The organism is Hymenobacter perfusus (assembly GCF_003944765.1).
GTDB classification, from domain to species: domain Bacteria; phylum Bacteroidota; class Bacteroidia; order Cytophagales; family Hymenobacteraceae; genus Hymenobacter; species Hymenobacter perfusus.
Map to the genome: position 1 here is coordinate 405,199 of NZ_RWIU01000002.1, position 22,747 is coordinate 427,945.

Annotated in this window: 17 protein-coding genes; 8 read left to right on the forward strand and 9 right to left on the reverse strand. The window is 62.8% G+C overall.

The window, feature by feature from the left end; genetic code table 11:
* The first annotated feature begins 733 nt into the window (after nucleotides 1-733).
* From EI293_RS07870 to araA, 4 genes are all read left to right on the forward strand, one after another.
* The gene (locus tag EI293_RS07870) at nucleotides 734-1,810 is read left to right on the forward strand and encodes an aldose epimerase family protein (protein WP_125436593.1); all 1,077 of its coding nucleotides are present in this window, start codon (nucleotides 734-736) and stop codon (nucleotides 1,808-1,810) included.
* 86 nt (nucleotides 1,811-1,896) lie between these two features.
* The gene (locus tag EI293_RS07875; protein ID WP_125436594.1) at nucleotides 1,897-3,561 is read left to right on the forward strand and encodes a ribulokinase; all 1,665 of its coding nucleotides are present in this window, start codon (nucleotides 1,897-1,899) and stop codon (nucleotides 3,559-3,561) included.
* 78 nt (nucleotides 3,562-3,639) lie between these two features.
* Nucleotides 3,640-4,335, forward strand: coding sequence for an L-ribulose-5-phosphate 4-epimerase (locus tag EI293_RS07880; RefSeq protein WP_125436595.1), 696 nt, complete (start codon nucleotides 3,640-3,642; stop codon nucleotides 4,333-4,335).
* A 297-nt stretch (nucleotides 4,336-4,632) separates the two neighbouring features.
* Nucleotides 4,633-6,123, forward strand: coding sequence for an L-arabinose isomerase (gene araA, locus EI293_RS07885; RefSeq protein ID WP_125436596.1), 1,491 nt, complete (start codon nucleotides 4,633-4,635; stop codon nucleotides 6,121-6,123).
* Nucleotides 6,124-6,280: 157 nt separating this feature from the next.
* On the opposite strand, the gene EI293_RS07890 is transcribed toward araA, so the two are convergent.
* From EI293_RS07890 to tkt, 3 genes are all read right to left on the reverse strand, one after another.
* The gene (locus EI293_RS07890) at nucleotides 6,281-6,931 is read right to left on the reverse strand and encodes an HAD family hydrolase (RefSeq protein WP_125436597.1); all 651 of its coding nucleotides are present in this window, start codon (nucleotides 6,929-6,931) and stop codon (nucleotides 6,281-6,283) included.
* Between the two features lie 102 nt (nucleotides 6,932-7,033).
* Nucleotides 7,034-8,173, reverse strand: a complete 1,140-nt coding sequence (tal, locus tag EI293_RS07895) for a transaldolase (protein WP_125436598.1) — start codon at nucleotides 8,171-8,173, stop codon at nucleotides 7,034-7,036.
* Nucleotides 8,174-8,324: 151 nt separating this feature from the next.
* The gene (gene tkt, locus EI293_RS07900; protein WP_262706505.1) at nucleotides 8,325-10,385 is read right to left on the reverse strand and encodes a transketolase; all 2,061 of its coding nucleotides are present in this window, start codon (nucleotides 10,383-10,385) and stop codon (nucleotides 8,325-8,327) included.
* A gap of 229 nt (nucleotides 10,386-10,614) precedes the next feature.
* Here tkt and EI293_RS07905 point away from each other — a divergent pair, with 229 nt between their 5' ends.
* Genes EI293_RS07905 through EI293_RS07915 form a run of 3 tightly spaced genes read left to right on the forward strand, consistent with a single transcriptional unit; the run spans nucleotide 10,615 to nucleotide 14,323 of the window.
* Entirely contained in the window at nucleotides 10,615-11,715 is a 1,101-nt protein-coding gene (locus EI293_RS07905; protein ID WP_170170299.1) for a LacI family DNA-binding transcriptional regulator, read from the forward strand.
* 6 nt (nucleotides 11,716-11,721) lie between these two features.
* Nucleotides 11,722-12,426, forward strand: coding sequence for a 3'-5' exonuclease (locus tag EI293_RS07910; RefSeq protein WP_125436600.1), 705 nt, complete (start codon nucleotides 11,722-11,724; stop codon nucleotides 12,424-12,426).
* Entirely contained in the window at nucleotides 12,419-14,323 is a 1,905-nt protein-coding gene (locus EI293_RS07915; RefSeq protein ID WP_125436601.1) for a DUF294 nucleotidyltransferase-like domain-containing protein, read from the forward strand. Before EI293_RS07910 ends, EI293_RS07915 begins: the two co-directional genes overlap by 8 nt.
* 23 nt (nucleotides 14,324-14,346) lie before the next feature.
* Here the strand turns inward: EI293_RS07915 and EI293_RS07920 are convergent, their stop codons facing one another.
* Nucleotides 14,347-16,290, reverse strand: a complete 1,944-nt coding sequence (locus tag EI293_RS07920; RefSeq protein ID WP_170170300.1) for a T9SS type B sorting domain-containing protein — start codon at nucleotides 16,288-16,290, stop codon at nucleotides 14,347-14,349.
* 81 nt (nucleotides 16,291-16,371) lie between these two features.
* Nucleotides 16,372-17,871 carry a histidine ammonia-lyase gene (gene hutH / locus EI293_RS07925; protein WP_125436603.1) on the reverse strand — a complete coding sequence of 500 codons (1,500 nt, stop codon included), beginning with the start codon at nucleotides 17,869-17,871 and terminating at the stop codon, nucleotides 16,372-16,374.
* Nucleotides 17,872-18,116: 245 nt separating this feature from the next.
* Here hutH and EI293_RS07930 point away from each other — a divergent pair, with 245 nt between their 5' ends.
* Entirely contained in the window at nucleotides 18,117-18,986 is an 870-nt protein-coding gene (locus EI293_RS07930; protein WP_125436604.1) for a right-handed parallel beta-helix repeat-containing protein, read from the forward strand.
* A gap of 277 nt (nucleotides 18,987-19,263) precedes the next feature.
* Here the strand turns inward: EI293_RS07930 and hisS are convergent, their stop codons facing one another.
* The 4 genes from hisS to EI293_RS07950 all read right to left on the reverse strand — a co-directional run bounded on the left by hisS (nucleotide 19,264) and on the right by EI293_RS07950 (nucleotide 22,620).
* The gene (hisS, locus tag EI293_RS07935) at nucleotides 19,264-20,688 is read right to left on the reverse strand and encodes a histidine--tRNA ligase (protein WP_125436605.1); all 1,425 of its coding nucleotides are present in this window, start codon (nucleotides 20,686-20,688) and stop codon (nucleotides 19,264-19,266) included.
* An 85-nt stretch (nucleotides 20,689-20,773) separates the two neighbouring features.
* The gene (locus EI293_RS07940; RefSeq protein ID WP_125436606.1) at nucleotides 20,774-21,148 is read right to left on the reverse strand and encodes an STAS domain-containing protein; all 375 of its coding nucleotides are present in this window, start codon (nucleotides 21,146-21,148) and stop codon (nucleotides 20,774-20,776) included.
* A 142-nt stretch (nucleotides 21,149-21,290) separates the two neighbouring features.
* Complete coding sequence (locus tag EI293_RS07945; RefSeq protein WP_125436607.1) at nucleotides 21,291-21,953, reverse strand: DUF2459 domain-containing protein; 663 nt, start codon at nucleotides 21,951-21,953, stop codon at nucleotides 21,291-21,293.
* Between the two features lie 196 nt (nucleotides 21,954-22,149).
* Nucleotides 22,150-22,620: a carboxypeptidase-like regulatory domain-containing protein gene (locus EI293_RS07950; protein ID WP_125436608.1), complete on the reverse strand. Its 471-nt coding sequence runs from the start codon at nucleotides 22,618-22,620 to the stop codon at nucleotides 22,150-22,152.
* Between the last annotated feature and the right edge of the window lie 127 nt (nucleotides 22,621-22,747).

Genomic DNA, 22,747 nt, shown 5'->3' on the forward strand with positions numbered 1-22,747 from the left:
CCGGAAAGAATGGTAGAAAAATTTCTGTTAGCCTCAGCGGCCTGAAGGGCGCTGCGCGGGGCAATTTACGTCAAACACCTGTACCGGGGGGGCGGTTGGGTTGGTGCTAGGCCGGGAAGCTGCGGATCGGGGCAGCGTTATCGCGCCGGCCGCCGGTCAATGCCCCTCAGGTGGTCTGGCTGCTCAATACGCTTACTTGGAAAGTAGAGGTGGTGTATCCAGGACAAAAGCAGTGGGTTTTTTAGGAGACAGGACTTATGCAAAGGGGGCTGATTTGCAGCATGCGCATTCAACTGCTGAATGAGGGCAGCCCGTTTTCTTTCACGACTTAGTCAGACTACCTCAGGCAAAATAAATCGACCGTGCGCACCGGGAGAGGCGCGCACGGTCGATTTATTTTGCCTGATTTACACAAACGATTGTGTGCATTCGAAACCTTTTCTACTTTAGACACCGCTTAACTGGATATTAATCAGGAAGTCAATTGACTTCGTGCACTGCGAGGATCTACTCACAGTAGCAAATTTCAGCGTTTTCTACGTCCGATGCGTTGAGTTCAGCCTCCGCGACAACTCATACGTTCTTCCTGTCATTTTTCCCCATGCTGTTCATGATAAGTTACTTTCGATATCTGTCAGCTCACAGCCAAGCGGCTGGTTTAGCTGCCTTGCTGGCAGTAAGCAGCTGCAATCAATCGACGCCGGCAGAACAGACGGCCGCCACTTCTCCCTCCATGACTGACACCACCCAAACCACTGCGGCCACCGCGCCGGTTTCGGCCTCGTTTGGCCAAACCCAGGACGGTACCGAAGTTCAGCTCTACACCCTCACCAACGGCCACGGTCTGAAGGTGAGCATCACCAACTACGGCGGTACCATCACCAGTCTGCTGGTGCCCGATAAAGCCGGTAAGCCGGGCGAAATAGTGCTGGGCTTTGCCGACGTGAGCGGCTACCAGAGCCCGGAGTTCCGGAAGGCCGGCCCGTATTTCGGGGCCCTGATCGGGCGCTACGGCAACCGCATTGCCAAGGGCAGGTTTACCCTCGATGGCCAGGAATACACCCTGGCCAAAAATAACGGCGAAAACACCCTGCACGGCGGCAAAATTGGTTTTGATAAGGTAATATGGCAGGCTGAGCCGGGCACCTCCGCCGAGGGGCAGACCCTCAAGCTCACTTACCTCAGCAAAGACGGCGAGGAAGGATATCCTGGCAACCTCAGCGTGACGGTAGTGTACACGCTCACGGCCGACGACACGCTGAAAATCGACTACTCGGCCACCACCGACAAGGCTACGCCCGTCAACCTGACCAACCACGCCTATTTCAACCTCAGCGGGGGCAAGGACGTGCTGGGCCACGAGGTGACCATTGCTGCCGACCGCTACAATGTGGTGGATGCCGGCCTGATTCCGACCGGCGAGCTGCGCCCCGTGAAGGGTACGCCTTTCGATTTCACCACGCCCCACACCATCGGCGAGCGGATTGCGCAGGTACCCGGCGGCTACGACCATAACTGGCTGCTGAACCCAGCCGCTGGTCAGCCCGCCGCTACCGTGTACGAGCCCACCACGGGCCGTACCATGCAGGTATCCACCACCGAGCCGGGCCTGCAGTTCTACACCGGCAACTTCCTGGATGGCACGCTAAAAGGCGCCAAGGGCCAGGTATACGGTAAGCATGCCGGCTTCTGTATGGAGACCCAGCACTTCCCCGATTCGCCCAATCAGCCCACGTTTCCGAGCACGATTCTGAAACCCGGCCAGACGTTGAAATCTACGACCATCTACAAGTTTGGCGTGCGCCAATAGGTGAAGTGTTGAAGTTGTGAAAAGCTCATCCAAAGGCCCACAGCTTCACAAAAGCACGATTTCACAACTTCTCAATTTCACCCTTGATGAAATACGTTATCGGCATCGACTACGGCTCCGACTCCGTGCGGGCCGTGCTGGTGAATGCGCATACCGGCCAGGAGGTAGCGCAGGCAGTCCACAATTACGCCCGCTGGAAAGAGCAGCGCTACTGCAACGCCACCAAAAACCAGTTCCGCCAGCACCCGCTCGACCACATTGAGGGCTTGGAAGCTACCGTGCGTCAGGTGGCCCGGCATGTGCCCGCCGAGCAGATTGTGGGCCTCGCCGTGGATACCACCGGCTCTACGCCCGGCCCCGTAGACGAGCAGGGCGTGGCTCTGGCCCTGAAACCAGGCTTCGAGGAAAATCCGAACGCCATGTTCGTGCTTTGGAAAGACCACACGGCCCTGCCCGAAGCCGCTGAAATCAACCACCTGGCCAAAAGCTGGGGCGGGGAGGATTTCACCCGGTTCGAGGGCGGCATCTATTCCTCGGAGTGGTTCTGGGCCAAGATTGCCCACGTCGTGCGCGAAGATGAAGCCGTGGCCCGGGCCGCTTACTCCTGGATGGAACACTGCGACTGGCTGACGCTGCTGCTGACCGGCGGCCAGCTGAAAACCTTCAAGCGCAGCCGCTGCGCCGCCGGCCACAAAGCCATGTGGCACGAAAGCTGGGGCGGCCTGCCCGCCGAGGAGTTTCTGACCCAGCTGGAGCCCCGGCTAAGCGGCCTGCGCGAGCGGCTGTTTGAGCAAACCTACACCGCCGACGAGGTAGCCGGCCACCTCTCCGAGGAATGGGCGCAGCGCCTGGGTCTGACCACCGACACGGTGGTGGCCGTGGGCTCCTTTGATGCCCACGCCGGGGCCGTCGCGGGCGAAATCGAGGCCTATTCGATGGTGAAAGTGATGGGCACCAGCACCTGTGATATTGTGGTGGCCCCCATGCACGAAGTAGGCGGGAAGCTAGTGCCCGGCATCTGCGGGCAGGTTGATGGCTCCGTGATTCCCGGCATGCTGGGCCTGGAAGCCGGGCAGTCGGCCGTGGGCGATTTGCTGGCCTGGTTCCGGGGCGTGCTGGAGTGGCCGCTACGCGCGTTGCTGCCAGAGTCGGCCGTGCTGACGCCGGAGCAGCAGGAGGCGCTACGGGAGGAGCTGAGCGACAAGATGATGGCCGAGCTGAACCGGGCCGCCGCCGCCGTACCCGCCAACGACTCGCAGGTGCTGGCCCTGGACTGGGTGAACGGCCGCCGCACGCCCGACGCCAACCAGGCCCTGAAAGGGGCCATCATGAACCTCACGATGGGCACCGACGCGCCGCAGATTTTTCGGGCGCTGGTGGAATCCATCTGCTACGGCTCCCGCCAGATTGTGGAGCGCTTCGAGCAACACGGTATTCCGATTAAGCAGGTAATTGGGCTGGGCGGCGTGGCCAAGAAGTCGGGCTTTATGATGCGGACTCTGGCCGACGTGCTCAACCGCCCCATCAAAGTAGCCGAATCGGACCAGGCACCGGCCCTAGGCGCGGCCATGTACGCGGCCGTAGCCGCCGGTATTCACCCCGATGTGGTAGCGGCCCAGAAGGCCATGGGCAACGGCTTTGCCGAAACCTATGCGCCCAACCCGGCCCGCGTGGCCGACTACCAGCGCCGCTACGAGCAGTACCAAGCCTTCGGGCAGTTTGTGGAGGACGCTACCCCGTCGATGGCATAAGGGTGGTTTTGGCTGGTGGTTTTTGGCTTATTGAACGAAGTCGGAGCACAGGCCAAAAACCACCAACCAAAAACCGATATGTACCAAGAATTGAAACAGGCCTGCTACGAGGCCAACATGCAGCTGCCGGCCCTGGGGCTGGTGCTCTTCACCTTCGGTAACGCCTCAGTGGTAGACCGGGAGCGGGGGGTGTTTGCCATCAAGCCCAGCGGCGTGCCCTACGCCACGCTGAAGGCCGAGGATATTGTGGTGCTCGACTTTGCCAACAACGTGGTGGAAGGCAGCAAACGGCCCTCTTCGGATACCAAAACCCACGCCGTGCTGTACGGCCACTGGGAGCATATCGGGGGAATCGTGCACACGCACAGCACCTACGCCACGGCCTGGGCGCAGGCCCAGCTGGACATCCCGATTCTGGGCACCACTCATGCCGACCACCTCACGGTGGATATTCCCTGCGCCCCGCCCATGGACGACCAGATGATTGCCGGCGACTACGAGCACCAAACCGGCTGGCAGATCATCAACGAGTTTCAGCGGCGCGGCCTCTCGCCCGAGGAGGTGGAGATGGTGCTGCTCAGCAACCACGCGCCCTTCACCTGGGGCAAAACCGTGGAAAAAGCCGTGTACCACAGCGCCGTGCTGGAGGAAGTAGCCCGCATGGCCTACCTCAGCTGCACCCTGCGTCCCGACGTGCCCCGCCTCAAACCGGCCTTGGTTCAGAAGCACTACGAGCGCAAGCACGGCGCGCATTCCTACTACGGCCAGAGCTAGAACGTAGCTCCTCTCCTTAGAAAGGAGGGGTTGGGAGTGGTTGACAACCGTTGAACATCTCCTGAAAAGCTGCTTGAGTTAAGGTTGAACAGTTGGCGAAACGATGTAGAGACGCAATAGTTGGAGTCTCGTCGTTGCTGAAGTTGACCGTTCCACGTCGTTGTTCAACGACGAGACGCAAAATATTGCGTCTCTACATCGTTCGATCTGCCAAAAAGTAACTTAAACAACTGCTTTGGCCTCCTCTCAACACAATCGATTAACTAAACTCACCCCGGTTGCATTCGCCTTTCACGCATGATAGACATCTCCCACTACGAAGCCTGGTTTATCACCGGCAGCCAGCACCTCTACGGCCCCGAAACCCTGGAGGAAGTAGCCCAACACTCCCAGCAGATTGCCGAAGCCCTCGGCTCGGCGCTGCCCATTAAAGTCGTGTATAAGCCCGTGCTGACGGGCCCGGCCGAGATATACCAGCTGATTCAGGAAGCCAACACTACCCCCAACTGCGTGGGCCTGATTGCCTGGATGCACACCTTCTCGCCGGCCAAAATGTGGATCAACGGCCTGAAGATTCTGCAGAAGCCCCTGGCCCACCTGCACACCCAGTTCAACCGCGACATTCCGTGGTCGGACATTGACATGGACTTCATGAACACCAACCAATCGGCGCACGGCGACCGGGAGTTTGGCTTTATCACGTCGCGCATGCGGGTGAAGCGTAAGGTGGTGGTGGGCCACTGGCAGAGCGCCGACGCGCAGGAGCGCCTCAGCATCTGGGCCCGCGTGGCCTGCGCCTGGGCCGACTGGCAGGGCGGCCGGATCGTGCGCTTCGGCGACAACATGCGCTACGTGGCCGTGACGGAAGGCGACAAAGTGGAGGCCGAGCTGAAGTTTGGCTACGAGGTGAACACCTATGGTATTGGTGATTTGGTGGCCGTGATTAACGAGGTGACCGAGGAGCAGGTAAACGAGCTGCTGGCCACCTACGAGCAGGAATACGAGCTGGGCGACATGCTGCAGGACGGCGGCAGTCAGCGCGAAGGCCTGCGCGACGCGGCCCGCATTGAGGCTGGGATGCGCAAGTTTCTGCAGGACAAAAAGGCCATCGGCTTCACCGATACCTTCGAGGATTTGCACGGTATGGTGCAGCTGCCCGGCATTGCCACCCAGCGCCTGATGGCCGAGGGCTACGGCTTCGGCGGGGAAGGCGACTGGAAAACGGCGGCCCTGGTGCGCGCCATGAAGGTGATGGGCGCGAGCCTGCCCGGCGGTAACTCCTTCATGGAGGACTACACCTACCACTTCCAGCCCGGCAACGAGTTGGTGCTGGGCTCGCACATGCTGGAAATCTGCCCCACCATTGCCGAGGGCAAGGTGAAAGTGCAGGTGCATCCGCTGGGCATTGGCGGCAAAGCCGACCCGGCCCGTCTGGTGTTCAACTGCCCGGCCGGCCCCGCGCTCAACGCCACCATCGTGGACCTGGGTCACCGGTTCCGGCTGATTGTGAATGAAGTGGAAGCCGTAGCGCCCGAGCAGGACCTGCCCAAGCTGCCCGTGGCCCGCGTGCTCTGGAAGGTGAAGCCCGACCTGAAAACCGGCGTGGCGGCCTGGATTCACGCCGGCGGGGCTCACCACACCGGGTACAGCCAGAATCTCACGGCCGAGTACCTCGAAGACTTCGCCGAAATGGCCGGTATCGAGTACCTCATCATCGACGACGAAACCCGCCTGCGCACCTTCAAAAACGAGTTGCGCTACAACGACGTGGCCTTCAGTCAGCGGTAAGCCGATACGCTAACCAGCACGTCATGCTGAGCGGAGCCGGAGGCGAAGTCGAAGCATCTCGCGTGCTGACGCTGGCAAGAGTACAGCCCGTCATGCTTCGACAAGCGGACGCCAGATGAAGCATGACGGTCTTTGATGACGTTCATTCTAGACTTTCCTAGACCAACCCCTGCATAAAGGCGTCGGTGTAGTCGGGGGAGAAGTGGCGGATGTTGGGCAGGTGGGCGAATTCGGCGGGCTCGTGGGTGGTGGTGAGGATGACGGCGGGCATCCCGGCGTTGAGGGCGGCCTCGGCCCCTTTGGGCACGTCCTCGAACACGAGGCAGTCGGCGGGCGCTATGCCGAGCAGGGCGGCGGCTTTGAGGAACGTTTCGGGGTGGGGTTTGCTGATGGTCACGTCGTCGGCCGAGACGATGACCGCGAAATAGTGGCGGATATCCAGCGCATCGAGCACGAAATCAATGTTGAACGGAATGGCCGCCGAGCCAATGGCCATAGGGATGCCCCGCTGGTGGGCGCGTGCCAGAAACTCCGGCAGCCCCGGCAGCAGCTGCAAATGCGGCCGAAATGCCTCCTGGTAGCGTTTCTCCTTTTCCATGGCCAGACGGGTCATTTCTTCTTCCGTAAATCGGTCGGGGCCAAACATGCGTACCAGCACTTCCTGGTTTTTGCCGTACATCTGGTGCTTCACCTGCTCGCGGGTGAACTGCCCGCCCAGGTCCTCGTTCAGCAGCTGCTGCCAGGCCTGGGTATGGTAGTCCATGTCGTGAATCATGGTGCCGTTGAGGTCGAAAATAAAGGCTTTCATGCGGGGGTGAATAGGTGATTGGGCCGGGAGTGACCGCTGCGGTAAAGGTAGCGGGTAAACAAAGCGGGGAGCCGTGTGCCGGCTCCCCGCTGGGGTTTGGGGTTAGTTGGTGGCCGCCGGACTGTCGGCCAGGGCTTCCTGTCGTTTCTGCTCCAGCACGGCCAGCAGCTTGCCGAAGGGCTCGGTGAACTTCTGCTCGCCTTCCTGCTCTAGCTGGTCCGTCAGGGCTTCCAAATCGAGGCCGAGGTGGGGTAGGCTGCCCAGCACGTCCACGGCCACCGGTTCGGCGAGGCGGCTGGCGGGCTGGCCGCCGGCGCGGTACAGGTCCAGAGTTTCCACCGGAATGGTATTCACCGTGTTCGGGCCGATGAGGGCCTCCACGTACTTGAGGTTATCATAGTTGGGGTTTTTGTTGCCGGTGCTGGCCCAGAGCAGCCGCTGGGGCTGCGCGCCCTGCGCCTGCAAGGCGGCCCAGCGCGACCCGGCAAACAGCTCCTGGTACAGCGTATAGGCCTGCTTGGCGCTGGCAGTGGCTACCTGCCCCACCAGACTTTCGGCCAACTCGCCCTGCTCACCACCAGCGGCGGCCAGTTTCTCCAGCTGCGGGTCCAGCAGCACATCGATGCGCGAGAGGAAGAAGCTAGCCACCGAATCCAGCCGCTTCACGGAGCCGCCGGCCCGCACCCGGTCTTCCAGGCCGGCCAGGTAGGCTTCGGCCACCAAGCGGTAGCGTTCCACACTGAAAATCAGCGTTACGTTCACGTTTACGCCGGCCGCAATCAGCTCCCGGATGGCGGGCAGACCGGCCCGGGTGGCGGGTACTTTGATCATCACGTTCGGGCGGTTCACGGCGTGCCAGAAGTGCAGGCCCTCGGCCACGGTGCCGGCAGTGTCGTGAATCAGGTTGGGCGACACCTCCAGGCTCACGTACCCGTCGCCGCCGTTTTCGGGGTGGTCGTAGAGGGGACGGAGCAGGTCGCAGGCGGCCTGTACGTCAGCCACGGCCAGCCGGGCGTAAATCTCCTCGGCCGACAAGCCCTCCCGGGCAAAGCGGCGGATATCGTCGGCGTAGTCATCGGAGCCGGCAATGGCCTTCTCGAAGATGGCCGGATTGGACGTAACGCCCCGCACGCCGTCCTCCGTAAGCAGGCGCTGCAACTCGCCGTTCTGCAGAATGTTGCGGCGAATGTAATCCAGCCAGATGCTCTGGCCGAAGCTGTGAATGGCAACTAATGGGTTCATATGTTGAGTGGTGTGGTTCGGTGAATCATCTGTCATCCTGAGCGGAGCGAAGGACCTTATCACGTAGGAACGTTACGTTCATATACAACTCGTTCAAATGTGGTAAGGTCCTTCGCTCCGCTCAGGATGACAGACAGCGTGCGGCAACTGCTTACGACCGGATTTCCTTGGGTTCCGTTTCCTCGGGCTGGCCGGCCAGCACCCACCGGGCCTGCTTCACCACATTATCAACCGAGAAGCCGAACAGCTCCAGCACCGCCTCGCCCGGCCCTGATTCGCCGAAGCGGTTCATGGCAATGACGGTTCCTTCGTCGGTGGCGTACTTGTGCCAGCCCAGGGGCGAGCCGGCCTCAATGGCCACGCGCTTGCGCACAGTGGGCGGCAGTACCTGCTGCTGGTAGACTTTGGGCTGCTGCTCAAACAGCTCCCAGCTGGGCATACTCACTACGCGAGCCGCTACGCCCTGCTGCTGCAACGCCTCCTGAGCCTGCAGCGCCAACGAAACCTCCGAGCCGGTAGCCAGCAGCAGCAGCTCCGGCTGGCCGCATTCGGCTTCGCGCAGGATGTAAGCCCCTTTGGCCACGCCCTCCCGGGCCGATCCGAACTGGCTTTGATCTAGCACCGGCAGCTTCTGGCGGGAGAGGATGAGCACCACCGGGCTTTTGGGCTTGGTGAGGGCCACGCGCCAGGCTTCCACGGTTTCGTTGGCGTCGGCGGGGCGCAGCACAATGATGTTGGGAATGGTGCGCAGGGCCGCCACCTGCTCCACCGGCTGGTGCGTCGGGCCGTCCTCGCCCAGCCCGATGCTGTCGTGCGTAAACACGAAGGTGGCGCTGGATTCGGCCAGGGCGGTGAGACGGATGGCCCCGCGCATGTAGTCGGAGAAGGTGAGGAAGGTGCCGCCGTAGGGCCGCACGCCGCCGTGGTGGGCCATGCCATTCATGGCCCCGCCCATGGCGTGCTCGCGCACCCCAAACCACACGTTGCTGTGCTCATAGCTGCTCGGCTGGAAGCTCACGGCCCCACTGGTGGGCATTTCGTTGGAGCTGGCTAAGTCGGCTGAGCCGCCGAACAGGAAAGGCACGCTCTTTTTCAAAGCGTTCAGGGTTTTGCCGGAAGCCTGGCGGGTGGCCAGCGCGCCATCGGCGGCCGTGAAAACGGGCAGGGCGGCGTCCCAGCCCGCGGGTAATTCCCCCGCAAACGACGTCCGGAACAGCTCCCACTCGGCCGCAAATTCCTGCTGGTACGCCTCGGTTTGCTGCTGCCACTGGGCCTGCAGTTCCGCACCACGCCGGCCCGCTTCGGCCAGGTGGGTGCGCACTTCATCAGGTACCACAAACGTGGCCTCGGGGTCGAAGCCGAAGAATTCCTTGGCTTTCTTCAGGTTTTCGGGGCCGAGCGGGGAGCCGTGGACTTTGCTGGTGCCTTCCTGGGGGCTGCCGTAGCCGATGATCGTCTTGACGGAAATCAGTGAAGGCCGCCCGGTTTCCTGCTGGGCAGCTTTGAGTGCGGCCTCAATGGCATCCAGGTCGTTGCCGTCCGTCACGCGCTGGGTGTGCCAGCCGTAGGCCTCGAAGCGGGCCAGCGCATCCTCGGTGTAGGAGAGGTTGGTGGGCCCGTCGAGACAGATGTCGTTGTCGTCGTAGAGGTAGATGAGCTTGCCCAGCTTGAGGTGGCCGGCCAGGGAGGCGGCCTCGGCGGCAATGCCTTCCATCAGGTCGCCGTCGCTCACAATGGCATAGGTGAAGTGGTCCTGCAGCGCGTGGCCGGGCCGGTTGTACACGGCGGCCAGGTGGGCTTCGGCCATGGCCATGCCCACGCCGTTGGCGAAGCCCTGGCCCAGCGGCCCGGTGGTCACCTCCACGCCCGGCGTCATGTTCGACTCGGGGTGGCCGGGCGTGCGGGAGTGCAGCTGCCGGAACGCCTTCAAATCATCCAGGGACAAATCGTAGCCATAGAGGTGCAGCAAACTATACAGCAGCGCCGAGCCGTGGCCCGCCGACAGCACAAATCGGTCCCGGTTGGGCCACTTCGGGTCCTGGGGGTTGAAGCACAGGATGCGGGAGAACAGTACGTAGGCCATCGGGGCCGCGCCCAACGGCAGGCCGGGGTGGCCGGAGTTGGCAGCCTGCACCATATCCACCGACAGCAGGCGGATGGTGTTGACGCTTTGTTGGGCGAGGTCGGAGGTGGAGGTCGGGGGTATGGTCACGGCAGAAAACAGAAGGGGGAACAAAGCGAAGCTACGGCGAATAGGGCCCGATAAAAGACCCGCCGGGTGGCCGAAAAGCGGAAAAAAGACCGGTATCGATACCGTAATCGGTGCCGGTAGCTTGAAGCCGGCCGGCGGCCAGAAAAAAAGGCGCTGCCCAGCCGTTCGGCTCCGTTGGTTGCGGCCGGCTGGCTACCTTTACACAAAGCATTGTGTAACGCTTTTCCGCATGGCCCCTCGCAAGAAACCTGAAACGCCGCCCGCCGCCCGCACGTCCGTTTCCATGGCCGACCTGGCCCGGGAGCTGGGCGTGTCCATGACTACCATTTCCCGGGCCCTGAGCGACCATTACAGCATCGGGCCGGAGATGAAGTCGAAGGTGCTGAAACTGGCCAAAAAGTATAACTACCAGCCCAACCGCCTGGCCTCGGCCCTGCGCAAGGGTAAGAGCAAGCTGCTGGGCATTATCGTACCCTATATCGAAGGCCGGTTTTTTCCGTCGGTAGTTCACGGCATCGAAACGGCCGCCAGCCGGGCCGGCTACAACGTCATCATCTGCCAGTCGAACGAGGATGCGGCCCAGGAGCGGCGCAACGTAGAAGCCCTGCTCAGCGCGCAGGTGGCCGGCATTATGGTGTCGTTGTCGCGCACCACCACCAGCTACCAGCACTTCGATAAGGTGCAGAGCCGGGGCCTGCCGCTGGTGTTTTTCGACCGCAGCGTGGAGGGCGAAAACGTGAATGCCGTAGTGCTCAACGACCAGGAAGGTGCCCTGATTTCGACCCGCCATCTGTTGCAGCAGGGGTGCCGGCGCATTGCCCACCTGGCCGGTCCGCAGCACCTGAATATCTACAAAAACCGCCGCCAGGGCTACCTCGATGCGCTCCGCGAAGTCGGCCTGCCCGTGGAGGAGGAGTTGCTGGTGTACACCGACATGACCCAGGATGAGGGAGCTGCCGCCATGCGCCACTGGCTGGCCCTGCCCAACCCGCCCGACGGCATCTTCTCGGGCGGTGACTACTGCGCCCTGGGGGCCATGCAGGAAGCGGCCCGGCAAGGCGTACGCGTGCCCGACGACGTGGCCATTACCGGCTTCAGCAACGAGGCCTTCACCGTCATCACCGAGCCCACCATCACCACCATCGACCAGCGGTGCGAGGAAATGGGCCAGGCCACTGTGCGCCTGCTGCTGGAGCTGATTGAGGCCAGCGGCACCCCCTTCACGCCCCGCCAGATTGTGCTGCGGCCGGAGCTGCTGATCCGGGACTCGTCGTTACGGGACGCGCGCAAAACGGCCGGCCGCCGCGCCGCCAAAGCCGCCACCCGGTAGCCGATTATGCCCGCGCAGTACCTGCTCTTCGTGGATACCGAAACCACGGGCCTGCCGGCCCGCTGGCACCGGCCGTATGCCGAAGAATGGGAGTGGCCCAGTATTGCGCAGCTGGCCTGGGAAATCTACGGGCCCGATGGCACGCTGGTAAAGGCCGAGCAGGCCTATCTGCAGGTGCCCACCAACCGCCTCACGGCCGAGTCGGAAGCTATTCACGGGCTCACGGCGGAGTTGCTGGCGGCCCAGGGCCAGGAGCCGGCGGTGGTGCTGGGCCGGCTGCTGGCCGATCTGGCGCAGTACCGGCCCCGGGTAGTCGGGCATTTTCTGCGGCTGGATTTCCATGTGCTGGGGGCCGCGCTGCTGCGGGCCGGCTTGCCCAACCCGCTGCCCGGGCTGCCCCAGTTCTGCACCATGCAGGCCAGTCCCGCCGCCCGGCCGCAGGGTCCGAAGCGGCCGTTGCGGCTGCACGAGCTGCACGAGCTGCTGTTTCACGAGCCCATGACCCGCCTGCACGACGCGGCCGTGGATGCGGCGGCCACCGCCCGCTGCTTTTTTGAGTTGCGCCGCCTCGGTATCATTTCAACCGAAATGCTCAACGGCCAGCCCCCGCTGCTGCCGCCCGATGGCCGCTCGGCGCGCCGTTTCCCGTGGCCCTGGCTGCTGACGGCGGCCGGTTTTCTCTTCCTGGTTTACCTACTTGCTCATGGATAATCGACTGGCTTTTCTGCGGACGGTGGCCCCGTTTAACCTGCTGCCCGAGGAGGTAATAGGCGGCGTGGTGGGGCTGCTGGAAGAGGTGCAGTACAACAGCGAAAAGCTGCTCTACCAGCAGGACGCGTCCAAGCTGCGCAGCCTCGATATCATTGCGGAGGGCGCGTACGAGACGTTTTTCTACGACAGTGACCAGCACAAACGGCTACCCGAAGTCTACGGTCCGGGCACCTGCTACGGCGGCATGTCGATTCTGCTCAACAAGAAACGCTCCCTGCGCACGGTGGCCGTGCGCAAGGGCACCCGCGTGCTCCAGCTGCCCCGCCGCGACTTCCGGGCGCTATGTCTGGCCTACGAGCCGTTCTTCCACTACTTCACCGCCCGCTACGGGGAGCGGATGCTCGATGAGGAGTACGCCCACTTCGTGAAGCCCGCCGCTCCGCCCGAGCAGAACTACCTGGTGGCCGACCAACTGTTTTCGCGCCGCATCAGCACCCTGGAAGTGCGCCAGCTGGTGACGTGCCCGGGCGAGCTGCCCATTTTTGAGGCGGCCCAACGGATGGCGGCGGCCAAAGTCAGCTGCCTGTTCGTGACGGATGCGCAGGAGGCCATTACCGGCTACTGCACCGATATTACGTTGCGCGACTCCGTCATTGCCCGCCGCCTCGATGCCGGCCGGCCGGTGCAGGAAGTGGCCGCCACGCCGCTGGTCAGCATCTCGGAGGAGGCCTACGTGTACGAGGCCGTGCTGCGCATGTTCCAGACCAAAACCCGCTACCTGCTGGTGGAAAAAGCCGGCCGCTACGTGGGTTTTCTGAGCCGGAATAAGCTGCTGAGTGATTTGGCCCAGTCGCCGTTCATGTTCATTCAGGCCGTGAAGCTGGCCCAGAGCCCTCGGGAGTTGAAGCGGCGCTGGGAAATGGTACCCGACATCGTGAACCAGCTGCTGAGCCGGGGCGTGAAGGCCGACATCGTGAACCAGGTCATCAGCACGGTGGTCGATACCATTTCGCTGAAGGTGATTGAGCAGGTTCTGGCCGAGCATGGGCCGGCCCCGGCCCGCTTCGTGTTCATGGTGCTAGGCAGTGAGGGCCGCAAGGAGCAGACGCTGGTCACGGATCAGGACAACGCCATCATCTACGAGGATAAAGCCAACGAGCACCGCGAGGAAGTGCGGGCCTGGTTTCTGCGCTTCGCCACCACGGTTTCCGACGAGCTGAACCACATCGGGCTGCACTTCTGCACGGGCGGCTTCATGGCCAAAAACCCCAAGTGGACGCACTCCCTCTCGCACTGGAAACGCAACTACCGCCAGTGGATGAGCGAATCGAACCCGGAAACGGTGATGCAGATGGCTACCTTCTTCGACTGCCGCTACCTGCACGGCGACGCCGCCCTGATGCAGGAGCTCTACGACTTCCTGCGCGAGGAGCTAACCCAGCCCCTCGACCGGTTTCTGTTCTACATGACCCGCAACGCCTTGCAGTACGAGCCGCCCCTAACCTCGTTTCTGAGCCGGTTTCGCACGTTTGAGCAGGAAGGCCAGCGGGTATTCGACCTGAAAAAGGCCATGTCGCCCATCGTGGATCTGGTGCGGGTGTACGCGCTGCGCCACCAGGTTTTCGAAACCAACACCGGCCAGCGGCTGGCCCGGCTGCGCGAGTTGGGCGTGTTCAAAGAGAAGGAGTACCAGGAGCTGCTGCAGGCCTACTATTACCTCATGGGCATGCGCCTGCAGAAACAGGCCCGCCAGCTCATCAACGACCGGGAAGCTCCCACCAACTACCTCGACCCGAGCACCCTGACTCAGGTGGAGCAGGTGACGCTCAAGGAAATATTCAAAGTAATCGGCGACTTCCAGCTCAAAATCAAAGTCAGCTTCACCAAGTCGCTGTAGAGGTAGCGCGGGCAGCCGGCCGGTTACCTGATGATGGTGACGGTGCCGTGCTGCACCAGCCGTTTCCCCTGCTGGTCCGTGGCCTCGAAGCGCCACACGTAAGCCCCGGGCGCGGGCGCGGCGGTGCCAATGCGGCCGTCCCAGGTCTGGGTGCGGCTGGTGGCCTGGAACACCTGCTGGCCGTTACGGTCAATAATGGTGAAGCGGAAGTTGTCCAGGTAGCGGCCCTTGAGCTCCAGCACGTCGTTCAGGCCGTCGCCGTTGGGCGTGAAGGCCGTGGGCACGAACACCTTCACCTGCCGGGCTACCGAGGCTACGTTGGAGAAGCTGCTGGGTGCTGACGTGGGCAGGCCACCGCCTGTGGCTTCCACGCGGTAGCGCACCACCTGCTGGTCTTGGGGCGGCTGCAAATCGAGGTAGGTGAGGCCATTGACCAGCACGCGGCTCAGCTCGGTGTTCGTGGGCGAAAGGGTAATGACGCGGTAGCTGACCGGCGCGGAAGCCGTCGGGCCACGCAAAGCCGTCCAGTTCAGGCGAATGGTGGTGCCCTCGTCGTTGGCGGCGCGGGCGTCCAGCAGCACGGGGCACACGGGCGCACTATCGGCCGAGCGGTTGCCGCAGGCATCCAGAAACCGCACGGCGTAGCACAGCGGCTCGGCCGTGTTGGGCGTCACCAGCGAGTCGCGCACGGTGCGGGCGGCCGTAGCGCGCAGTTCCTGGCCGTTGCGCAGGTACGTGAGCTGCCCGCCGCCGGGGCTGCGCGGCACCATGGCCGTCAATTCTACCTGGTTGCGCAGGTTGAAGCTAGCTGTAAGCAGCGGCGTAGCCGGGGCCAGGGTGGAGGTGGTAGTTACGGAAGCTTCGTTGGACACGGAACTGGTGGTGCCCATCGTCAGGCTCACGCGGTAGCGGTAGGTGAGGCCGCAGGTTACGGCCGTATCGATGTACTGGGTGGTGCCGGCCGGGACGGAAAGTTGCACAGTAGTGCTTCCCTCGGTGCGGCTCAGGGTATAGCTACCGGTGGCCTCGGAGGTCCAGCGCAGCAGGTTGCGGCCGTTCTGGGCGGTGGCCGTCAGGGCCACCGAGCACAGGACGAACGAGGATGCGCTGGCCACCGAAGGCTGACACGCATCCTGCAGCAGCAACCGGTAGCAGCCCGGCAGCGGGGTATTACTCAGGGTAAAGCTGGTAAGATTACCGGCCACCGGAGCCACCGTGCGGTAGCCCCCGGGAGCAGCGGCATCGGCTACCTGTAGGCTGTACAGGTACTCGGGCTGCAAGCTGCCAAATTGAAATTCGGCGCTGCTACCCTGCACCGTGAGGCTGCGCAACGCGGGCCGCTGCGGAGGCGGTAGCGGCGTGAAACTGCGCGTAGCAGTACCGGCGCATAAGTTGTTCTGCGCTTGCGCGTAGCGGCCAATGACGCTTACGGTAGCAGGACCGTTGGCCGGATACGTAACCGGCGTATTGCGCGCGGCGGGTACCGGCGCATCGTTGCCTACCTGCACGAGATACTGGTCGTAATTCGTGTCCGTAATGGTGACCTGCACGAAGCCGGGGGCGCAGGTTGTCAGGGTGAAGGTGGGTGGTGGCGTGCTCTTGACTTCGAAGGGGCGGGAGAAGATGATGCCCTGCGTGCCGGCTCCGGAGCCTTGGGTGTTTTGAGTGATAATTAGCGGTCCGGGAGTTGTGGGAGTAAATGTCGTCGTGGTATCAGTGAAGCCTGAGCAGACGATGGTGCTGGCCTGCCGGTAATAAACCTGGGCCGGGTCGAGAGCTCGGCCGCTGCAGTCGCGCAGGCGTACCGGCCGGCCCGCGCACAGCGTGCCGACCAGGAGCTGGCCGGTAATGGCATCGTAGGCCTGAAAGCAGGCTCCGGAGTTGGGCGTGTTAACGCATGGACCCTGCGCCCGCATCGAGGGAACCAGGCTGGTAAGCAGCAATAGTAGCAGAAGAAGTCGTTTCACTATCCTCATAACGAAGCACTCGCCTGGTTGCGTACCCGGGCGGAGCTAAAGTAACAAAAGGCTGGGGGAGGGTAGCGGCGTTTACTCCCACTCGTACGTCCGCACGAAAGCCGCCGCCGCGTGCAGATCCGGGTACAGTACCCGGTCCTGGCTAACGAAGGCTACTTTCTCGCGGAAGGCGGCTACCAACTGCTCCAGCGGTGCGGAGGTGCGGGCGGGGCGACGGAATTCCAGGGCCTGGGCCGCGTTCAGCAGCTCGATGCCCAGCAGCTGCTCCACGTTCTGCACCACGCGCAGGGCTTTGGTGGCGGCGTTGGCCCCCATGCTCACGTGGTCTTCCTGGCCGTTACTGCTCACCACGCTGTCCACCGAGGCGGGCGTGCAGAGCTGCTTGTTCTGGCTCACGATGCCGGCGGCCGTGTACTGCGGAATCATCAAACCCGAATTTAGACCCGGCTCGGCCACCAAAAAGGGCGGCAGACCGCGTTGCCCGCTGATGAGCTGGGTAGTGCGCTGCTGCGAGATGCTGCCCAGCTCGGCGGTGGCAATGGCCAGCATATCCAGGGCCAGGGCCAGCGGCTGCCCGTGGAAATTGCCTCCGCTCAGAATGGCATCGTCGTCGGGAAAGATGTTGGGGTTATCCGTCACGGCGTTGCACTCCGTTTCCACGGTCTGGCGCACGTAGGCCAGCGCGTCGCGGGAGGCACCGTGCACCTGGGGCATGCATCGGAACGAGTAGGGGTCCTGCACTGCCGTTTTGGGCTGACTTTGCAGCTCTGAGCCCGTCAGCAGCGCCCGCACCCGGGCCGCCACCGTCAGCTGCCCGGCGTGGGGCCGGATGCGGTGCAGACGCTCATCAAACGGCTCACTGCGCCCACCAAACGCCTCTAATGACAGCGCCCCGATGCAGTCGGCGGCGGCCAGCAGGCGTTGGGCGCGCAATAGGCCATGCACGGCGTAGGCCAGCATAAACTGCGTGCCGTTGAGCAAAGCTAGGCCTTCCTTGGCTTCCAGCACCAGCGCCGGCCAGCTAAACAGGCTCATGGCATCGGCGGCGGCCAAGCGGTAGCCTTCGTAGTTGACTTCGCCCAGGCCCAGCAGCGGCAGGCACAGGTGCGCCAGCGGGGCCAGGTCGCCGCTGGCTCCCAACGAGCCTTGCTGGTACACCACCGGCAGCATGCCCCGGTTGTAGAAATCGAGTAGGCGCTGCACGGTGGCCAGCTGCACGCCGCTGTGGCCATAGCTCAGGCTCTGCACTTTCAGCAGCAGCATCAGGCGCACCAGCTCGGCGGGCACCTCCTCGCCCGTGCCGCAGGCGTGCGACATGAGCAGGTTGGTTTGCAACTGCTGCCGCTGGTGGGGGGCAATAACTTTGTCGCACAGGGAGCCGAAGCCGGTATTGATGCCATAAATCACCGCGTCGGGGGTGCGCTCCAGGCGGTTCTGCAAGTACTGGTGGCACTCCGTGATGCGCTGGCGGGCTTCCTCGCTAAGTACCACGCGGGCCTTGGTGCACAGCAGCTGGTCGAGGGTGGCGAGGTCGAGGTGGGTGGAAGGGGTGAGGACGAAATCCTGGGCCATGGGAGGAAAGGGTGCGGGCCGTGGGTGTGAGGCAGCGCCGGGAACCGAAAGGTAGCAGTTTGGGCCAAAGCTGCCCCCAAACCGCAAAAATCAGGCCCCGGCTTTGCACACGATGCCGGTATCGTTCCCGGCATCGTGTGCGCAAGTTTAGTGCGGAGTGGAGAGCTGGACCATGCGGCAGGCTTCTAGCTTTACTGCCGACTAGTCAAGCGCTTACATCTTTTCCACAACCCACCAATTCCCGCATGAAACAACTAGCAACCCTGGCCCTGCTGGCCCTGGCGGCCACCGCCTGCAGCAAGCAGCACGACCCCGCTCTGCCCGCCACGCCCGCCGCCGCCGCGCAGTCGGCCAACGTGAGTACCACCGTGACTACCGAAGCGGCTTTGCGCACGGCCATCAGCAACGCCAAGCCCGGCGACATCATCACCATCAGTGGCACCATCCGCCTGACTAGCACGCTGCAACTGCTCAAGAGCGGCACCAGCAGCGCCAAAATCAACTTTACCGGCGGCGTGCTCGACTGCTCCGGCATCAGCTCGGGCTGGGGCGTGAAGGTGAACGGCAGCTACTGGAACATCACCAACATGACCATCAAAAACGCCCCCGACTGCGGCCTGGTGTTCCAGCAGGGCGGCTACAATTACGTGTACAAGGTTCTCACCACGGCCAACAAGGATTCGGGCCTGCAGGTGTACAACGGTGCCCACGACAACCTCATCAGCTACTGCACTTCCACCGAGAACTACGACACGGCCAATGGGGGCGAAAACGCCGACGGCTTCGCCTGCAAGCTCTCGGGCGGCCGCAATAACAAGTTCGACCACTGCACGGCCAACCACAACTCCGACGACGGCTGGGACTTGTACGGCCAGCCCTACACCGTCACTATCACCAACTGCACGGCCACCAACAACGGCTTCGGCGGCAACGGCGACGGTAACGGCTTCAAGCTGGGCAGCGCCGGCCAGACGATTCCGCACACCGTGACGGGCTGCACCGCCAGCACCAACAAGGCCAGCGGCTACGACGGCAACGGCAACACCGGCCGCATCACCATCACCGGCAGCGGCGGCACGGGCAACGGTAAAACCCTGTTCTACCGCATTTACTAAGCGGTTTCAAACGCCCGAACGTCCCGGTCCGGCGGCTGCAGGCCGTCGGGCCGGTCGACGTAAGCTGATGTTGTTACGAGGCGGTTCGGGCATTATCGTTCGGTGTTAACTGATTCGGGCGTGTCGCTCAGAAACCAACCGACTCAGGCGTAGTTGTTCAGCCGGCAACCGGTCCGACGGCTTTTTTCAGCCGTCGGACCGGGACGTTCACGATGCAAAAAGTGCCAAAAACCTAGATTTCCGGCACTTTTTGCATCGTGAGTAACGGGGCTTTCCGCTATTTCGTCAACTCGGTTATGGCTTCTTCCAGCGTCACAACCTGCTCCTGGCCAGTGGCCAGGGTTTTGAGCTTGAACTGGCCGGCGGCGCGTTCCTCGGGTCCCTGGATGAGTACGTAGGGAATGCCTTTGGCGTCGGCGAACTTGAACTGCTTGCCCAACTTGCCCGCCTCCGGGAACAACTCCGAGGCCACGCCGGCGGCGCGCAGCTGCCGCAGCACCGGCAGCATGGCCAGCTCGCTCTCGGCATCGAAGTTGGTGAGCAGGCAGCGGGTGGTGGTGGCCACGGCCTCGGGGAACAGCTGCAGGTCCTCCAGGCAGTCGTAGAGGCGGTCCACGCCGAAGGAGAAGCCCACGCCCGACACGCCCGGCAGCCCGAAAGCCCCCGTGAGGTTGTCGTAGCGGCCCCCGCCGCTCACGCTGCCCATGTTCACGTTGTTGATCTTAATTTCGAAGATGCAGCCCGTGTAGTAGCTCAGGCCCCGGGCCAGGGTCACGTCGAACTCCAGGTTCTGCCACTTGTCGAAGCCGAAGCCGCGCAGGTAGGCCAATACCTGCTGCAAATCCTGCAGGCCCTTGTAGCCGTCGGCGGTGGCGTTGTCGGGGGCCACGCCGGCCGTCACGAACCCAGCCAGCAGCCGCTCCAGCTTCTCCTCGAAGTCACCTTCCACGCTCAGCAGATCAAACAACCGCTCAGCCGCGGCGGCCGAAAAGCCGCGTTCCAGCAGCTCCTTTTCCACGCCTTCGCGTCCGATTTTATCGAGCTTGTCGATGGCCGTGAACAGGTCTATTTCGGTGCCCTCGCCGCCCAGCGCCTGGTAGAACGCGCCCAGTACCCGGCGGTGGTTAATTTTGATGGTGTGGTCGGTGAGGCCCAGCGTGGTGAGCACCTCCGACATCATCAGCACGATTTCGGCCTCGCAGAGCAGCGAATCGGTGCCCACCACGTCGGCGTCGCACTGGTAGAACTCACGGTAACGGCCACGCGCTGGACGGTCGGCGCGCCACACGGGCTGAATCTGGTAGCGTTTGAAGGGGAAGGTGAGCGTGCCCCGGTTCATCACCACGTAGCGGGCGAAGGGCACAGTGAGGTCGTAGCGCAGGCCCTTTTCGGCAATTTTGGGCAGGACTGCCCGTGTGCCAGCTATGAGGTCTTCAGGAGTTACCTCCTCCTTCACCACGTCGCCCTTCTGCTTTTTCAGGAAGTTGCCTGAGTTGAGCACTTTGAAGATTAACTGGTTGCCTTCTTCGCCGTATTTGCCAGTCAGTACCGAGAGGTTTTCCAGCGTAGGCGTTTCGAGCGGGGCGTAGCCGAACTTCTCGAACACGCGGCGGATGACGCCAAAAATATAGTTGCGGCGGGCCACCACGGCGGGGCCGAAGTCGCGGGTGCCTTGGGGGATGCTGGGTTTCTGGGCGCTCATCAGGAAAATCGGAATGCAGGAATACGGCCGCAAAATTCGCGGATTGCATCGAATTTTCCGGATTTCCCTGCAGGTTCCTCCGAAATCAGACCCGGAACGACATCTGGCCGGAGCCCGTTTCAAAGTCGATTTCCTGAATGGCATCGAGCAGAGAAGGCACCAACAGGGGCTGGGAGGCCACATCCAGGTACAGAAAATGGTGCTGGGCCGGCTGCGGGACATGGCACAGAATCAGTCGGCGCTCCTGCGCGTGCAGCATAAACGCGTAGGCCAGCAGCAGGTCAATGGCTTCTTCCGAAACGGTGTCTACTAAGCTCAGATCAACCAGAATAGCTTTTTTCTCGCTCCGACTGGCCCGGTGCAGGGCCCGCGTGAGCTTTACTTCGTCGGAGGAAGAGGTATCGGGCGAAAGGATAAGTAAAAATCCGTTGGGCAATATTTCGCGGTGAACATCGAGCATTCGCGCAGTGGAAGGGTAGGCAGAGCAGATAGGAACAGCTTTGCTTAACGAGAAACGCCCCACTGTCGGTTGCAGATAAAACGGGGAAAAAGTAGGATGAACGGGGCTTTTTGGCAGGTGAAAACCTCAGCGGCTTCCCAAACTACTTCACCACTGGTCGGCTACTGCGTCGGGCTTGGAACAGCACCGAGCCCGCCAACGGCGCTTTTAAAGCCGCCCGCAGGCCGGCCCGGCGCAGGCCCCGGTTCGTCCAGTCGTTGCAGGTGCGCAGAGCATGGTAGCGGCCGGTGGCGGGGAAGAAGAAGTCGTGCGGAGTGTAGCCCGTGGTCTGCCGCAGCGGCTGCCGTCCCAGCGAATCGGGCGGCCCGAACGACTGCCGGATGTAGCTCGTGAGCTGCGCGTACTGGGCCACCGAAATGCGCAGCGGCACCACGTAGCGCCCCGAATCGGGGGCGGCGCGGTAAAAGTTGACGTGCATAAGTGTTTTTGAGGGGAAAACCGCGCCGGCAATAGCTCTGGGGCCCGGAAACTGCCCGCCCATCGAGCCCAGATAAAACCGCTCGTTGCCCCAGCCAAAAGCTACGTAGGGGTAGCGCGCAAACCGGGCCGTCAGGGCCGGCTGGTTCAGTTCGCGCAGCCAGTGCCGGCCGGTTCGGGCTTCCTGCATCGGCAGCACCACATCGGTATGGAACCCGTTCGACACCACAAAAATGGGCACGCCGCCCGGCGTCTGCTGAAACCGGCGGTTCACGGGCACCAGCGTCCCGGTCATCAGCAGCAGAATAAAGGCAACAAAAGCCGACATACAGGTTCGGGAAACAACACGTTGCTAAGGTAGCGCACATGCAGCATGTGTAGCTCAAACGTCCCGGCCGGCAGCTGAAAGCTACCGGTCGGGACGTTCAGACAATGGCTTCGGGACAACAAAAACCGGCCCGGCTACCTACTTGCTGCCGGAGCAAGTGAGTAACCGGGCCGAGGCTACCGGAAGTAGCGGGGTGCTAGGACCGCACGCGCACCGCGGGGCGGCGGGGTTCCAGCTCCGCAACCGGCGCGCTGCGCTTGGCCCAGGCCTTTTTGTCGGCACGGGCTACTAGCGGCATATTCAGCGGTACCATCACCACCGTGCCCAGCGTGTGGGCGGGCTGGCCGGCGCGCAACGCCAGCACCGGTCCGAATTTATGGTAGCCGAGCACCGTGGTGCGCACCGTGTAGGTGCCCAGCGGCAGCCCCGTGGCCCGGAAATGCCCGTTAGCATCTGTTTCCACCGACTTCACGAAGCGGCCATCGGCAGCGCGCAGCAGCACCACGTAGGCGTGAGGAATGGGCTCCTGGCTCTGCCCGTCGAAGAGGCGGCCCGAGACGGTGCCCCGGCGCGGGGCCGTATCGGCGGCCTGGGCAGGCAGTTGGGCGGCCGTAGCCGAGAGGAGAGAGAAGCCCAGCAGGGCGCGGAAAGCAAAGGACGTTTTCATGGCAGTACGGAAAAAAGATGGCGAAAAGTGGCCGCTGCCGAAGCCTGGGAAACCGGCGTAATGCACGCCTGAAAGCCCCGAGGGCGGTCTGAAAAATCAAATTCAATCGAGCCCGAAGCGGGTGCCT